At 73.0% G+C, this 14490-nt stretch carries 11 protein-coding genes and 1 tRNA gene; 8 read left to right on the top strand and 4 right to left on the bottom strand.

Annotated elements, in window-relative coordinates; genetic code table 11:
• The first annotated feature begins 180 nt into the window (after positions 1 to 180).
• The gene (locus AB0G59_RS16135) at positions 181 to 1029 is read left to right on the top strand and encodes a DUF4344 domain-containing metallopeptidase (protein ID WP_360911971.1); all 849 of its coding nucleotides are present in this window, start codon (positions 181 to 183) and stop codon (positions 1027 to 1029) included.
• 49 nt (positions 1030 to 1078) lie between these two features.
• Here AB0G59_RS16135 and AB0G59_RS16130 read toward each other — a convergent pair whose 3' ends face one another.
• Positions 1079 to 2461 carry a helix-turn-helix domain-containing protein gene (locus tag AB0G59_RS16130; protein ID WP_360911969.1) on the bottom strand — a complete coding sequence of 461 codons (1383 nt, stop codon included), beginning with the start codon at positions 2459 to 2461 and terminating at the stop codon, positions 1079 to 1081.
• A gap of 69 nt (positions 2462 to 2530) precedes the next feature.
• Between AB0G59_RS16130 and AB0G59_RS16125 the strand changes: the two genes are divergently transcribed.
• Together AB0G59_RS16125 and AB0G59_RS16120 are read left to right on the top strand one after the other, a co-directional pair.
• A complete protein-coding gene (locus AB0G59_RS16125) occupies positions 2531 to 3856 on the top strand; it encodes an alpha/beta fold hydrolase (RefSeq protein WP_360911967.1) in 1326 nt (441 codons plus the stop codon).
• Between the two features lie 108 nt (positions 3857 to 3964).
• Positions 3965 to 5254, top strand: a complete 1290-nt coding sequence (locus AB0G59_RS16120; RefSeq protein ID WP_360911965.1) for a M64 family metallopeptidase — start codon at positions 3965 to 3967, stop codon at positions 5252 to 5254.
• Between the two features lie 16 nt (positions 5255 to 5270).
• On the opposite strand, the gene AB0G59_RS16115 is transcribed toward AB0G59_RS16120, so the two are convergent.
• Positions 5271 to 5954 carry a helix-turn-helix domain-containing protein gene (locus AB0G59_RS16115; RefSeq protein ID WP_360911963.1) on the bottom strand — a complete coding sequence of 228 codons (684 nt, stop codon included), beginning with the start codon at positions 5952 to 5954 and terminating at the stop codon, positions 5271 to 5273.
• A 107-nt stretch (positions 5955 to 6061) separates the two neighbouring features.
• Between AB0G59_RS16115 and AB0G59_RS16110 the strand changes: the two genes are divergently transcribed.
• Both AB0G59_RS16110 and AB0G59_RS16105 read left to right on the top strand, forming a co-directional pair.
• Positions 6062 to 7522: an MFS transporter gene (locus tag AB0G59_RS16110; RefSeq protein WP_360911961.1), complete on the top strand. Its 1461-nt coding sequence runs from the start codon at positions 6062 to 6064 to the stop codon at positions 7520 to 7522.
• Positions 7523 to 7550: 28 nt separating this feature from the next.
• Positions 7551 to 7952, top strand: a complete 402-nt coding sequence (locus AB0G59_RS16105) for a VOC family protein (RefSeq protein WP_360911959.1) — start codon at positions 7551 to 7553, stop codon at positions 7950 to 7952.
• 4 nt (positions 7953 to 7956) lie between these two features.
• On the opposite strand, the gene AB0G59_RS16100 is transcribed toward AB0G59_RS16105, so the two are convergent.
• Both AB0G59_RS16100 and AB0G59_RS16095 read right to left on the bottom strand, forming a co-directional pair.
• Entirely contained in the window at positions 7957 to 9132 is a 1176-nt protein-coding gene (locus AB0G59_RS16100) for a winged helix DNA-binding domain-containing protein (RefSeq protein ID WP_360911957.1), read from the bottom strand.
• Positions 9133 to 9256: 124 nt separating this feature from the next.
• Positions 9257 to 9329 (bottom strand) — tRNA-Arg (locus tag AB0G59_RS16095).
• Between the two features lie 201 nt (positions 9330 to 9530).
• On the opposite strand from AB0G59_RS16095, the gene AB0G59_RS16090 reads away from it, so the two are divergent.
• Genes AB0G59_RS16090 through AB0G59_RS16080 form a run of 3 tightly spaced genes read left to right on the top strand, consistent with a single transcriptional unit; the run spans position 9531 to position 14489 of the window.
• Positions 9531 to 11120, top strand: coding sequence for a serine/threonine-protein kinase (locus AB0G59_RS16090; RefSeq protein WP_360911955.1), 1590 nt, complete (start codon positions 9531 to 9533; stop codon positions 11118 to 11120).
• A 53-nt stretch (positions 11121 to 11173) separates the two neighbouring features.
• Positions 11174 to 12808 carry a serine/threonine-protein kinase gene (locus AB0G59_RS16085; protein WP_360911953.1) on the top strand — a complete coding sequence of 545 codons (1635 nt, stop codon included), beginning with the start codon at positions 11174 to 11176 and terminating at the stop codon, positions 12806 to 12808.
• Positions 12809 to 12866: 58 nt separating this feature from the next.
• Entirely contained in the window at positions 12867 to 14489 is a 1623-nt protein-coding gene (locus AB0G59_RS16080; RefSeq protein ID WP_360911951.1) for a succinic semialdehyde dehydrogenase, read from the top strand.
• Position 14490: the final 1 nt, after the last annotated feature.

Raw genomic sequence — 14490 nt, 5'->3', positions numbered from 1 at the left:
TGGGGCTCCCGACGGATCCCACCGGCCGGTGCTCCGGCCCCCTCCAGCCTGCCGCACGGGAGGGGAAAAGCGGAGCCCGGCACTCCCCCCGGGGCCGGGGACACCCCCGCCGACCGGCGGGGGTGGGCCGGGACCCACGGCGGATTCCGTCCGGGCGCGCGGACGGGCAGAGTGCTGTCCATGCTGCACCATGCGGGGGCCGGCCCCCGGATTCCGGCCACCGTGTGGCGCGCCCGCGCGCTCGTCGTGGCCGGTGTCTGTACCGCCGCCCTCGCCACCGCGTGCGGACCACGGTCGCAGGCCGCCGCGCCCCCCACAGGCGGCGGCCTGTCCGTGTCCTACCAGGCGGGCGGCGCGGACGAGCGGGCCTTCCTGCGTGAGCGCCGGCTGCCGGAGAAGGTCGCCGAGGACCTGAACAAGTTCGTCCGCCTGCCGGCGCGGGTCGAGATCGTCGGCCGCGTCTGCAAAAAGGACGACACCTCCGAGTACGACCCGGAGACCAGCCGAATAGCGCTCTGCTACGGCTTCGTCCGCGAGGTCCGCTCGATGTTCGAGGCGGACCGGGGATCCGGTCCCGACCGCGACCCCGCGGAGCGGACGGCCGGCGTCATCACCGAGACGCTCTACCACGAGGCCGCCCACGCGCTCATCGACAAGCTGAACCTGCCGTTCACCGGCCACGAGGAGGACGTCGCCGACCAGTTCGCGGCGTACCGCCTGCTGGACCAGGGCAAGGCGGGCCGCGCCGCGCTGCTGGCCGCCGCCGACAACTACGCGCAGTACGCGAGCGGGGCCGACCCCTCCGACGTCGACCCCTCGGACGAACACCCTCCGGACGCGGCCCGCAGCGCCGGCTACCGCTGCTACCTGTACGGCTCGGCGCCGCAGCGCGAACGGGAGGCGCAGTACCGCGCCCTGGTCGACGGCAAGCGCCTGAGCACGCAGCGGGCCGCGCTGTGCGAGGAGGAGTACGACGACTTGCGGCGTGGCTGGAGGCGACTCCTCGCGCCGCACACGACCGACCGCTGACCGGCCCGGGTGAGGGGAGGGCCGGTCGGCGGCGCGGTACCCGGCGGCGTCAGGGGCGCGGCCAGTGGGGCGGGGAAGTGGGCGCCGGGCCCAGCGTCGTCGTGCCGGGCGCGGCCCGGTGCCCCAGACCGGTGCGGTAGGCGTCCAGGGCGGCCTCCGTACGGCCCGTACGCCGCAGTAGATCGCCCAGCAGGCGGCACAGGTCGGCGAGGTCGCCGGCGGCGCCCGTGCGCTCCAGCAGGGACAGCGCGGCGCAGTAGTGTTCCTCGGCGGCCTCGGTATCGGCGCGCTCCTCGGCGATGAGCCCCAGCAGCCGGTGCGCGCCGCCCGCGTGGACGGCGCCGCGCTCGGCCCCCAGCGCCGTGGGCGACAGCAGCGGGCGCAGCAGCTCCTCGGCCTCGGCGGCCTTGCCCCTGCGCCGCAGCACGTCGGCCAGCTCCACCTCGACCTGCACGGTGAACAGGGCGGCGCGCTTGGACGCCAGCATGTCGCGGGCGGTGCGCAGCTCGCTCTCGGCCTTGCGCAGATTGCCGTCCTGGGCGTGGACGTAGCCGCGCATCCAGTGGCAGTGGGCGAGCTCGGTGCGTATGTGCAGCTGCTGGTAGAGCTCCTGGGCCTTGGCGAGGGAGGCGTCGGCGTCGGCGATCCGGCCCTCGGCGATGAGGGTGCGGGCCACGCCCCGGTGCATGCCCGCCACCAGCGCGGGGTTGTCCACCTGGGGCGCGAGGGCCAGTGCGAGCTCCGCGGCGTGCGCGGCACGTGCGTGCGCCCCCATGTCCATGTAGGGCGCGATGGACGCGGTGTACAGGAGCAGCAGGGCGTCGGGGTCGTGCATCCCGGAGGCGTTGAGCTCGTCGACGGCCGTCTCCAGCAGATAGCAGGAGTAGCGCAGTTCGCCCGCCAGCAGGTGGGCGGTGGCCCGCCCGCGCAGGGCGGGCACGCGGCGCGGCAGCGGCTGGCCGGCGAGCAGGGCCTCGGCCTCGGCGAAGTGGTCGCGGGCGTCGGTGAGATCGCCGGTCTCCAGCGCGCAGTCGCCGAGCCCGAGCAGGGCGGTGAAGTGCTCCTGCACGAGCTCCAGGCCCGCGGCCTCGTCGCGCAGGGCGCGGAAGAGCGCGGCGGCGTCCTCGGCGTCGCCCGTGGCCAGTGCGCGCCGGGCGTCGGTCAGCCGCATGCGCAGCTCGGTCGCCAGGTGCGGGGGGCGCCCGGTGGCGAGCTCCTCGACGGTGGTGCCCAGCCGCCGCGCGAGGTGGCGCAGGGCGGTCTCGGAGGGGCGGACCTTGCCGGCCTCCAGGGTGGAGACGTACGCGGCGGTGTAGGCGGGTTCGGCCAGTTGCTTCTGGGTGAGTCCCTTTTCGGTGCGCATCCGCAGGACGCGCCGCCCGATGTCGGAGGGTTCGTCCGCCCGTATGCCGTGGGTGCTGTTCTCGGCCACTTCCGCCCCTCGGTACATTGCGCCGTGATCCAAGCCGTGCGTTAAATCTGCTTACGTGAGGATGTAACCGTGCCGAAGACCACCGGGACACGGGGTGCCGGAAATATCACCGTCCGGCAGCCCGGACTGGCCCTCACCGACCACTTCTTCGACGTGCCGCTCGACCATACGTCCCCCGGCGGAGAACACATCCGCCTCTACGCCCGCGAGGTCGTCGCCGCGGGCCGCGCGCACGAGGACCTGCCGTGGCTGGTCTACCTGCAGGGCGGCCCCGGCTTTCCCGCGGGACGGCCCGTGGGCCGCGAGAACTGGCTCGACCGCGCGCTGGAGGACTACCGCGTCCTGCTGCTCGACCAGCGCGGCACCGGTCGCTCCACCCCGGCCGGCCGGCAGACCCTCCCGCTGCGCGGCACCCCGCAGCAGCAGGCCGACTACCTCGCCCACTTCCGGGCCGACGCGATCGTGCGCGACTGCGAGTACATCCGCCCGCGGCTGACCGGCGGCCGGCCGTGGACCGTGCTGGGGCAGAGCTTCGGCGGCTTCTGCGCCGTCACCTACCTCTCGCTCGCCCCGGAGGGGCTCGCGCAGGTGATCGTCACCGGTGGCCTGCCGTCCCTCGACGCCGACGCGGACGCCGTCTACCGCGCCGCCTATCCGCGCATGGAGCGCAAGGTCCTCGCGCACTACGCCCGCTACCCGCGGGACGAGGAGGCGGCACTGCGCATAGCCGAGCACCTCGCCGGCACCGAAGAGGTGCTGCCGGACGGCACGCTGCTGACCGTCCAGGCGTTCCAGCAGCTCGGCATCATGCTCGGCACCGGCGACGGCTCGCACCGGCTGCACTACCTGCTGGAGGACGCGTTCGTGCCGACCGTCGACGGGCCGCGCCTGTCCGACGCGTTCACGGAACAGGTCGCGGCGGTGCTCTCGCGCGCCGGGAGCCCTCTGTACACGCTCCTCCATGAGGCCATTTATGCCCAGGACGAGCGCGCGACGCACTGGTCCGCCGAGCGGATACGCGGGGAATTCCCGCAGTTCGAACAGCACTTCGAGCCCGGCGGCCGTTTCCTCTTCACCGGCGAGACCGTCCACCCCTGGATGCTGCACACCCACGCCGCCCTCCGCCCGCTGCAGCAGACTGCCGAACTGCTCGCGGAGCGCAAGGGATGGGCCCCGCTGTACGACGCCGGCCGGCTCGCGCGCAATACGGTCCCGGTCGCCGCCGCGATCTACCACGACGACCTCTACGTCGACACCGCCCACTCGCTGCGCACGGCCCGGGCCATCGCCGGGCTGCGCACCTGGGTCACCGACGAGTACGAGCACGACGGCCTGCGGGCGAGCGGGCGCGTGGTCCTGGACCGGCTGCTCAGGCTCGTAAGGGATGAGATCTGAGCGTCCGATCCATTGTCATGAACCTCCCGAACCCCTACGTTGAGCCGCACCTTAACGCGACTTAACTCGCCGCTTAATCGGCGGGTTTCGGTTCGGGAGGAACCCCCCATGCACAGACGAATATCCATCGCGGCCACTGCCGCCGCCCTGGCCGTCCTCGCCGCCGGGACGAACGCGGCCGCAGTTGGCGACACTCCCCGCCCCAAACCCAACCAACGAGTGGAGTACTTCACTGAACCGGGCGGCCACCCGCACCACACCACCGTCCCCGCGCCCCGTACCCCGCCGCGCCCGCTGCTCCCCTCCGTCAAGGGCGACGGCGACGTGACGCCGGTCGTCGAGAACGGCCCGGTCGGCAGCAAGCTCGACATCGTCTTCGTCGGCGACGGCTACACCGCCTCCGAGCAGGACGCCTTCCACGCGGCTGTGCGGGCCAAGTGGGAGCGGATGTCCGCCGTGGAGCCCTACGCCTCCTACCGCAAGCTCTTCAACGTCTGGGCGGTGGACGCCGTCTCGCGCGACTCGGGCGTCTCCGGGGACCCGGCGCAGGGCGTGGTGAAGAACACCGCCCTCGGTTCGGGCTTCTACTGCGACGGCATCGAGCGGCTGTTGTGCGTGGACACCGCCAAGGTCGAGTCGTACGCCGCCAAAGCGCCCGCCGCCGACCTGGTGGTGGTGCTCTCCCACTCCACCAAGTACGGCGGCGCCGGCTACAACGACGTCGTCTCCAAGGTCGGCTACGACGGCATCGCCACCGCCTCGTCCGACAACGACCGCTCCGACCAGATCCTCGTCCACGAGAGCGGCCATTCCCTCGGCAAGCTCGCCGACGAGTACCAGTACGACGAGTACGGCACCTACACCGGGCCCGAGCCGGCGGACGTCAACACCTCCACGCTCACCGCGGAGCGCATGACCGCCCAGCGCGCGAAGTGGTACCGCTGGATCGGCCGCACCTCACCCGACGGCGGCACCGTGGGAGCGTACGAGGGTGGCGGCTACTACCCCAAGGGCCTGTTCCGTCCCACCGCGGACTCGCTCATGCGGTCGCTGGGCCGCGAGTTCAACCTCCCCGGCCGCGAGGCGATGATCGCGGGCTTCTACCGGCACGCCACCCCCCTGAGCGCGGTGCCCGGCCAGGGCACGAGCGTCGGGCGCGGGGAGCGGGTGGGCGTCCGGCCGGGATCGGCGACGACCGAGGTGCGCTGGTACGTGGACGGCCGCGAGGCCGTCGCGGCCCGGGGCAGGACGAGCGTCGTCCCGCGCTCGCTGGGCGTCCCCGCCGACGGCCGGCAGCACGTGCTGTCGGCGCGGGGGACCGACCGCACGGACGCGGTGCGCGATCCGGAGCTCGCCCGGCGGCTGATCGCCGAGGTGGCGTGGAGGGTCGTGCGCTGACGCCCCCGCGCGGCGCTTACGAGGGCTCGGCGTCCAGCGGGGCCGAGCCCTCGTAGGCCAGGGCGAGCCGGGCGAACCCCCGGTCGACGGCCTCGGCGGCGGCCGCCCGTACCCGCTCGGTCGGCTCGTCCGCCGCCAAGGTGGTGCGCACCGCCGCATAGGCGGTCTCCCCGACGGCGATGGCCAGCGCCGCGAACAGCCGGACTTCGGCGTCCGCCAGCCGCGGGGCCCGCGCGGCGAGGAGCCCGGCGAGCAGCCGCTGCCGTTCCGCGACGATCGCGTGGTAGCTCTTCCTGAGCGCCGGGCTCTCCAGCAGGACGCGGGAGAAGACCCGGCTGTGGGCGAAGTGCTCCTCGGAGAAGACCAGTTCGCACCGCCCGGCGTAGAAGGCGCGCAGGCCGTCGAGGAGTTCCCCCCAGGTCCGGGACGACTCGACGGTCTGCGGCATGCCCGCCCAGAACTCCTCGCGCCGGCTGAAGAAGATGTCCTCCTTCGACGCGAAGTGCGTGAAGACCGTCGCCGGCGCCACATCCGCCTCCGCGGCGATGCGGGCGAGCGTGACGGCGTCGAACCCCTGCTCGGCGAAGAGGCGGAAGGCCGCGTCGGAGATCGCCGCGCGGGTGCGCTCCCGCTTGCGTCCGCGCATGCCGGAGGCCGGGGCGGGCTCGGAGGACGAAGTGGCGGCCGGTAGCGGAGTCATGGGCTCAGGATAACGGCCTTGGGGCACGGAAATAGAGATGCTATATTTTTAGAGCCGATCTAATTCGATCTTCATGCTCCACGGCCTTCGCACGTGAGGACGCCCGCATGTCCACCGCCACATCACCCCTGCGGCCCGCGGCCGAGGACGGCCCCGCCGCCTTACCCCGCAACGCCGCCGCGATCCTGGCCATCGCCTGCGCGGCACAGTTCATGGTCATCCTCGATGTGTCGATCGTGAACGTGGCGCTCCCGTCCGTGCGCTCCGAGCTCCACCTCAGCGCCGCCGGCCAGCAGTGGATCGTCAACGCCTACACCCTCGGCTTCGCCGGCCTGCTGCTGCTCGGCGGCCGCGCGGCCGACCTCGTCGGCACCAAGCGGGCCTTCCTCACCGGACTCGTGGCCTTCACCCTCGCCTCGCTCGTCGGCGGCTTCGCCACCGACGGCGCCCTGCTGATCGCCGCCCGCGCGGTGCAGGGCGTAGGCGGCGCGGTCCTCGCGCCGGCCACCCTGACGCTGATCATGACGACGTTCACCGAACCCGCCGCCCGCACCCGCGCCATGGGCGCCTGGAGTGCCGTCATGGCGGCCGGCGGCGCGGCGGGCGCGGTCGTCGGCGGCGTGCTCACCCAGTACGCGGGCTGGCGCTGGGTCTTCTTCGTCAACGTCCCCCTGGGCGCCGTCCTGCTGGCCGCCGCGCTGGCGTACGTACCGGCCGCCGCGGGCGCCCGGGGCGGGCTGCGCCGGCTGGACCTGCCGGGCGCGGCGACCGTGACCGCGGGCCTGACCGCGCTCGTCTACGGAATCATCTCCAGCGAGACCCACGGGTGGGACTCGGCCGTGGTGTGGGGGCCGGTCGCGGCCGCCGTGGTGCTGCTGGCGGCGTTCGTGGTCATCGAGTCCCGGGTCGCCCACCCCCTCGTCCCCCTCGCGGTCCTGCGCCGCCGCACGCTCGCCACCGCGAACCTGGTCGTGATGCTGATCGGCGCGTCGATGTTCTCGATGTGGTTCCTGGTCTCCCTCCACCTGCAGCAGGTCCTCGGCTACGACGCGCTCCGGGCGGGCCTGTGCTTCGTGCCCGGCTCGCTCGCGATCATCACCGGCGCCCGCATCGCCACCCGCGTCGTGGACCGCACCGGCGCCCGCCCGCTGCTGGTGACCGGCATGGCGCTGAGCACCGTCGGCTTCGCCTGGCTCTCCCAGATCCGGGCCGGCGGCAGTTACCCGGCCGACGTCCTCGCGCCCTTCGTCCTCGTCACCCTCGGCATGGGCCTGGCCTCCATGCCCGTCACGATGGCCGCGACCGGCGACACCCCCCGCGAGCAGGCGGGACTGGCCTCGGGACTGGTCAACACCTCGCGCCAGGTCGGCGGCGCCCTCGGCCTCGCCGTCCTGGGGACCGTCGCCTCCCACACCACGGCCGCCCACCTGGCCGGCCACACCCATGACGTACCGGCCGCCCTGGCGGCCGGCTACGGCCGCGGCCTGCTGATCGCCGCGGTCTGCACCGCCTGTGCCGCGCTGGGCGGGCTGGCCCTGCCCGGCCGCGGCCGTACCGCCAAGCCCTGAGAGAACCGAACCGGACCGAAGGAGCACCATGGCAGCCGAGCTGAACCACGTCATCGTCCACTGCAAGGACCGGCACGCCTCCGCCGCGTTCGTCGCCGAGCTGCTCGGCACGAAGCCGCCGGCCGACGTCGCGATCTTCACCCAGATCACCACGTCCAACGGCGTCGACATCGACTTCGCCGACTCCGTGGTCGCGCCGGAGAACCTCAACAACTCCCACCTCGCCTTCCTCGTCACCGAGGAGGAGTTCGACACGACCTTCGCGAAGATCACTGAGCGGTCGCTGCCGCACTGGGCGGACCCGTACCGGACCACCGAGGGCATCAACCACAACGACGGCGGGCGCGGCGTCTACGTCCTGGACCCGGGCGGCACGATCGCCGTCGAGTTCCTCACCGTCCCCTACGGCGGCCGGCCCAAGTCCGCCTGAGCGGCTAGCGCACCAGTTCCCGCTCCAGCGGCGTACGGAACCGGGGCGTGACGCGGACCTCCCCGATCCAGGCGGACAGCCGTGCGGCCTCCGCCCCGATCGCGGCCACCGCGTCGCGTCCCGCGTCCGTCAGGAGCCGCCACACGATCTCGCCGTCGGCGCGCTGCGCCCACCCGCCGACGACGCGGCCGTTCCACCACACGGTGGGCCCGACGTTGCCGGCCCGGTCGAAGAGGAAGGGGACGTGGTCGGGCGAGAGGTACCAGTCGCGCCCGCGCCAGCCCATGGCCGTCGGGTCGAGCCCGGGAAGCAGGGCGGCCCAGTCGCCGCACGGCCCGGCGTCCTCGAGGTCGTCCGGCAGCGCGAATCCGGGCCCCGCCTCCATCCGCACCTCGAGGGCTCCGACGTCGGCCAGCGCCGCCCGTGTGTCCCGCAGGGTCCAGCCGGTCCACCACTTCAGGTCGGCCTCCGTCGACGGCCCGTACGAGCCGAGCCAGCGCCGCACCACCTCCGCCTTCGCCTCGCGCACCGGAACGTCCGGCAGCTGCGGCACCGGCGCCCACGCGTACAGGCTGCTCGTCCATGAGCCGCGCGGCCGGGCCCGGCGCACATGCCCGTCCGAGGCCAGCAGCCGCAGTACCCGGCTGCCCACGCTCTGCCGCCCCTCGTACGGCTTGCCGGGCGAGACGACCATCGTCTCCCGCAGCGCGGGCACGTCCCGGGCCAGCTCGGCCGTCGTCGCCTCGCCGTGCCCGGCGAGCGCGGCCAGCACCTCCCGCTCGGTGCGCACCAGACGCCGCTCGTCCCAGTCCGGCAGGCTCTGCCGCAGCTGCTTGAGCAGCCCCTCCCGCTCCTTGAGCGCGATCGCGCGGGCGGTGGAGCAGTTCACGTAGGGGGCCGCGTCGGTGCTGACGGCGAAGAGCGTGCGCCGCATCGACAGCAGCTTGACCAGCGTCACGTCCTCGTACAGCCCCCGCTCCACCTCGGCCGTGGACGGCTCGGCGAGCCGTGCGCACGCCGACAGGTACACGGTCGCCGGGTCGCTGGCGTGCAGTCCGACGAGGGCGTCGGCCACCTCCTCGACGGTCGTGGCACGGCGACCGGGCGCCAGGAGATGACGGTGCGCGAGGCGGGTGCGGCGCTGGTCGTCACTGATGCGGGGGGTGCGGGAGGGGGCCATGGGGCCGACGCTAGGCGGTCAGTAGGACGGATGCCGTCCTAGACGCGAGCCGGCGAAGAACGGCCTCCGAAGAACGGACAACGAAGAACGGGAGCCGGACACTGTCCGGCTCCCGTCAGGAGTGTGCGCTCGGCAGGATTCGAACCTGCAACCTCTTGATCCGTAGTCAAGTGCTCTATCCGTTAAGCTACGAGCGCTCGGCGTCCCGGAGGCGGATTCCCATCGTCCGGTCGGCGTTGCGGGAACAACTGTACATGAACTGCGCGGGTGCTTTTGACGCCCGCGCTTCCGCCCCGCCGTTCCTACGATCTGCCGAACCGGAAGAATGTTGCCTGTCGTGGAGTGAAGCGACCGGTACGGACCCGGTCGGGCGGGGCGAGGTGGGGCAATATGAGCTCATGGGCACCTTCGCTGCACACGGCGGTCTCATCGCCGGGCGGTACCGGCTGGTCCGCAAGATCGGGCGCGGTGGCATGGGCACCGTATGGCGTGCCACGGACGAGCTGCTGGCCCGTGAGGTCGCGGTCAAAGAGCTGCACATCGACGATCAGCACTCCGCCGCGGATGCCCAGGCGCAGTACGACCGCATGCTGCGCGAGGCCCGTGCGGTCGCACTGATCAAGCACCCGAACGTGATCGTCATGCACGACATCGTCGAGCAGGACGGCCGGCCCTGGATCGTCATGGAGCTGATCGACGGCCGCTCGCTGTCCGGCCGGCTCTCCACCGAGGGCCCGGTCACCCCGCAGGAGGGGGCCCGCATCGGCGTCGCGCTGCTGGGCGCGCTGCGCGCGGCGCACGCGCGCGGCGTGCTGCACCGCGACATCAAGCCCCCGAACGTCCTGCTGGAGGCGGCGACCGGGCGGGTGGTGCTCACGGACTTCGGCATCGCCCAGGTCTCCGGCGCCACGACGATCACCGAGACGGGCGCGTTCGTGGGCTCGCCCGAGTACACCGCGCCCGAGCGGATGGCCGGCGGGCGCGCGGGCCCGGAGTCGGACCTGTGGTCGCTGGGCGTGCTGCTGTGCACGGCCATGAACGGAGAATCGCCCTTCCACCGCGATTCGTTGGGCGGCATCCTGCACGCCGTCGTCTACGCCGAGATCCGCCCGCCCGCCGCGGCCGGGCCGCTGCTGCCGGTCGTACGGGGCCTGTTGGAGCGGGACCCGGCGCAGCGGATGAGCGCGGACGAGGCGGAGCGGCTGCTGCGGGGCTATCTGGACACCGGCCGGACACCGGTCCCCGAGAGGTACACGCCGACGCAGACCGGTACGCGCGTCCCGGTGCCCGCCGCCCACGCCGAGACCGTCACGACGCCCGGCAGCAACCGTGCCCGTACCGCCCTGATGGCGGCGCTGACCGTGGTCACGCTGGCCGGGATGGGCGCCGGTGCGGCCGCGCTGCTGATGGACCGTGAGCCGGGCCGGGTGTCCTCGAACGACAAGGCGGCCCACTCCTCCGGGCCGTCCCGGGGCGCGTCCGTCCTCGAGCCGCCGCCCGCCAGCGCGTCGGTGTCCGCGCCCGCCGGCTACCACGCCGTGCAGGACCCGGCGGGTTTCGCGCTCGCCGTGCCCGACGGCTTCGTCCGCTCCTTCGAGCCGCCCCGCGTCTTCTACTACTCGCCCGGCAAGGAGTTCCGCATCGGAGTCCTCATCCAGGACGTGCAGGACGGCGGCCCGATCGCCGTCATGCGCAGCTCCGCCGCCCTGGCCCCGGACCGCTACCCCGGCTACCGCGACGGCAAGGTCGAGCGCACCACGCACAAGGGGCGGCGGGCCGCCTCCTGGGAGTTCGTCTGGGACGGCTTCGAGGTTCCGGAGAAGGCGCCCGCCGGCTCCCGCCACACCTACGACCTCGCCTGGGACGAGGGGGACAAGATGTACGACGTGTGGGTGTCCTCCCCGGTCGGCGAGTCCGCCGAGGGCCGTCGGCACTTCCATACGGCGCTGTCCACCTTTGTCAGGACGAAGCCGGTCTCATCGCCCTGACGCCGCGTTCGCCGATGTGCGGCGGCCGCTCCGCGCTTGGTAATGATGGGGTCATGACGAACGACGGGGGATGGGCGAGCGGGCCCACCAGTTACGAACTCCAGCCACCTGCGCCGGCGGGCAACCCCTACGTACCCACCCAAGCCCACCCCGCGACCGCCGACCCCGGCGTGGGCCGGGTCGTGGGAGGCCGCTACCGCCTCATATCCCGGCTCGGGCACGGCGGCATGGGCACCGTGTGGAAGGCCCGCGACGAGGTCGTCGACCGTGACGTCGCCGTCAAGGAGCCGCGCGTCCCGGACAACGTGCCGGAAGCGATGCGGCAGAACGTCCACCAGCGCATGCAGCGCGAGGCCCGGGCCGCGGCCCGCATCGACCACCCGTCCGTGGTGACCGTCCACGACGTGGTCGTCGAGGACGGCCGCCCGTGGATCGTCATGGAGCTGGTGCGCGGGCGCTCCCTGGCCGACCAGCTCGCCGAGGGCACCCTGGACCAGCGCGAGGCGGCCCGCGTCGGGCTGGCCGTGCTCGGCGCGCTGACGGCCGCGCACGAGGCGGGGGTGCTGCACCGCGACGTCAAGCCGGACAACGTGCTGCTCGGGCGCAACGACCGCGTCGTGCTGACTGACTTCGGCATCGCGACGATCGAGGGCGAGCAGGGCCTGACCGAGACCGGCGCGTTCGTCGGATCACCGGAATACGTCGCTCCGGAACGGGTGCTGGGCCAGCGGCCCGGCCCGGAGTCCGACCTGTGGTCGCTGGGCGTGGTGCTCTACACGGCGGCGGAGGGCATGTCCCCGTTCCGCCGCTCCAACACGCAGGCGACGATGCAGGCCATCCTGTCGGCGGATCCCCAGGTGCCGGCGCGGGGCGCCGGGGCGTTCTCCTCGATCGTCATGCAGCTGCTGCGCAAGGAGCCCGCCGCCCGGCCGACGGCCGCGGAGGTCCGGCAGGCGCTGGAGGCGGTGGCCCGGCCGCAGGTACCGCAGCCGTCGGCGTACACCGCCGGCGCGACGCGGCCCACCGGCAGCAAGTGGGTGCCGCCCGTGCTGCACGGCAACCGCAAGGCGCAGTGGGGCCTCGGAGGCGGTGTGGTGGCCGTGGCCGTCGCCGCGGCACTGCTCATCGTGAACCCGTTCGCGGTGGGGCCGGCGATTCCGCTGCACTGGAAGGTCCGCGACGAGCCCGAGATCGTCAAGGCGTCGATCGCCGTGCCCGAGGACTACATCAAGGAGACGAACGCCGACAAGGGCTGGGTCTCCTTCCGCGACCCCGGTGGCGTCTTCACGCTCTACCTCACCCGCGAGACGGACGAGAAGCGCAGCAAGAACACGTCGGACTCGCAGCCGAAGGACGTCGCCTCGGCCTCTGCGGAGGCCGACAGGATCGCCGAAGGGCAGAAGAGCCGCAAGGGGGACTGGTCTTCGTTCAACGAACCGGAGACGACCACGGCCGAGGTCCCTCGCCACCAGGGCATGGAAGCGGCGGAGGTCGTCACCGTCTACCGCAAGTCCGGGGACGGCGAAAAGGACCCCAAGAGCCTCTGGCGCACCCGGATCATCGTCGACGAGGCCGAGGCCACCGCTTGGTCGCTCGAGATCCGGATGCCTGCCGCAGGCCAGGCCCGCAAGGACGGCGACAAGCTCTTCGCCGACGTCCTGAAGTACCTCAAGATCCAGGCGCAGTGACCCATTTGAGGTTACCGGCAGGTACCCAATTCGTCCGGTCCGTCATACGCTCACCCGCATGACGGACACGCTGGACACTGGAACAGTCGCCGATGGCAACTCCCGCAATCCCGTAGCCCCGGCGGGCACCCGCACCGCCGACGACGTCGTCACCCCGGAGCTCGTCGCCCGCCTCACCCGCGCGGTGGTGAGCTCCGGCGGCAGCGCGGACAGCCACGCCCCCTTCACCGGGCGGAAGCTGGCCGGCCTGCCGATATCCACCCCCGAGGACGTCGCCGAGGCGTTCGAACGGGCCCGGACGGCGCAGCGCGCCTGGGCTGCCGTGCCCGCACGGCGGCGCGCCGCCGTCCTGCTGCGCTTCCACGACCTCGTACTCGCCCGCCAGTCCGAGATCCTGGACCTCATCCAGCTGGAGACCGGCAAGGCCCGGCTGCACGCCCACGAGGAGATCCAGGCGGTCGCCGTCGCCGCCCGCCACTACGGGCGCACGGCCCCGGCCTATCTGCGGTCCAAGCCGCACACCGGCGTCCTGCCCGTCCTGACCAAGGTCACCGAACTGCGCGTACCGCGCGGCGTGATCGGCCAGATCGTCCCCTGGAACTACCCCTTCGAGCTGTCCGTCGGCGATGCGCTGCCCGCCTTCGCCGCGGGCAACGCCGTCGTGATGAAGCCCGACACGGAGACCGCCCTCACCGCCCTGCTGGCCCGCGAACTCCTCATCGAGGCGGGGCTGCCCGCGGACGTGTGGCAGGTCGTGCTGGGCGAGGGGCCCGTCGTGGGCCCGGCCGTCGTCGCCCACGCCGACTACGTCGCCTTCACCGGCTCCACCCGCACCGGCCGTGAGGTCGCCCAGGCCGCCGCCGCCCGGCTCGTCGGCTGCTCGCTCGAGCTCGGCGGCAAGAACGCCATGCTGGTGCTGCGCGACGCCGACGTCGAGAAGGCCGCCGCCGGCGCGGTCCGCGGCTGCTTCTCCTCCGCCGGACAGCTGTGCATCTCCATCGAGCGGCTGTACGTCCACAGATCGGTGGCCGACGCGTTCGTGGACCGCTTCGTCGCCCGTACGAAGGCCCTGCGCCTCGGCACCGCCCTCGCCTACGGCGCCGACATGGGCTCGCTCGTGTCCGAGCGGCAGCTGGAGACCGTCACCCGGCACGTCACCGAGGCGGCGGCCAAGGGCGCCACGGTCCTCGCCGGCGGCCGCCACCGGCCCGACGTCGGGCCGCTGTTCTACGAGCCCACCATCCTCGACGGCGTCGAGGCGCCCATGGCCGTCTGCACTGAAGAAACGTTTGGCCCCGTCGTGTCCGTCCACCGCTTCGACGACGAGGACGAGGCGATCCGGCTCGCCAACGCCACCCCCTACGGGCTCAACGCCAGTGTGTGGACCGCCGACGGCCGGTGCGGGCGGGCGGTCGCCGCACGGCTGCGCGCCGGGACGGTCAACGTCAACGAGGCGTACGCGGCCGGGTACGGCAGCGCACAGGCGCCGATGGGCGGCATGAAGGACTCGGGCCTGGGCCGGCGGCACGGCGCGGAGGGCATCCTCAAGTACACCGAGGCTCAGACAGTCGCCCACCAGCGGATCGTTCCGCTGGGCCCGTCCTTCGGGCTGGACGACGCGCAGTACGCCCGGCTGATGACGGGTGGGCTCAGAGTGTTGAAGGCGATCCGTCTGCGCTGAC

Origin of the sequence: Streptomyces sp. NPDC021096, assembly GCF_040641275.1 — a bacterium.
Taxonomy (GTDB): domain Bacteria; phylum Actinomycetota; class Actinomycetes; order Streptomycetales; family Streptomycetaceae; genus Streptomyces.
Note: the sequence above shows the minus strand (reverse complement) of the source record. Positions and strands in the feature narration are given on the sequence as shown.

What these genes read in the sequence shown, in the direction of transcription:
- AB0G59_RS16135 (WP_360911971.1), top strand. Translation starts at nt 181, where the DNA reads ATGCTGCACCATGCGGGGGCCGGCCCCCGGATTCCGGCCACCGTGTGG.
- AB0G59_RS16120 (WP_360911965.1), top strand. Translation starts at nt 3,965, where the DNA reads ATGCACAGACGAATATCCATCGCGGCCACTGCCGCCGCCCTGGCCGTC.
- AB0G59_RS16115 (WP_360911963.1), bottom strand. Translation starts at nt 5,954, where the DNA reads ATGACTCCGCTACCGGCCGCCACTTCGTCCTCCGAGCCCGCCCCGGCC.
- AB0G59_RS16110 (WP_360911961.1), top strand. Translation starts at nt 6,062, where the DNA reads ATGTCCACCGCCACATCACCCCTGCGGCCCGCGGCCGAGGACGGCCCC.
- AB0G59_RS16105 (WP_360911959.1), top strand. Translation starts at nt 7,551, where the DNA reads ATGGCAGCCGAGCTGAACCACGTCATCGTCCACTGCAAGGACCGGCAC.
- AB0G59_RS16100 (WP_360911957.1), bottom strand. Translation starts at nt 9,132, where the DNA reads ATGGCCCCCTCCCGCACCCCCCGCATCAGTGACGACCAGCGCCGCACC.
- AB0G59_RS16090 (WP_360911955.1), top strand. Translation starts at nt 9,531, where the DNA reads ATGGGCACCTTCGCTGCACACGGCGGTCTCATCGCCGGGCGGTACCGG.
- AB0G59_RS16085 (WP_360911953.1), top strand. Translation starts at nt 11,174, where the DNA reads ATGACGAACGACGGGGGATGGGCGAGCGGGCCCACCAGTTACGAACTC.
- AB0G59_RS16080 (WP_360911951.1), top strand. Translation starts at nt 12,867, where the DNA reads ATGACGGACACGCTGGACACTGGAACAGTCGCCGATGGCAACTCCCGC.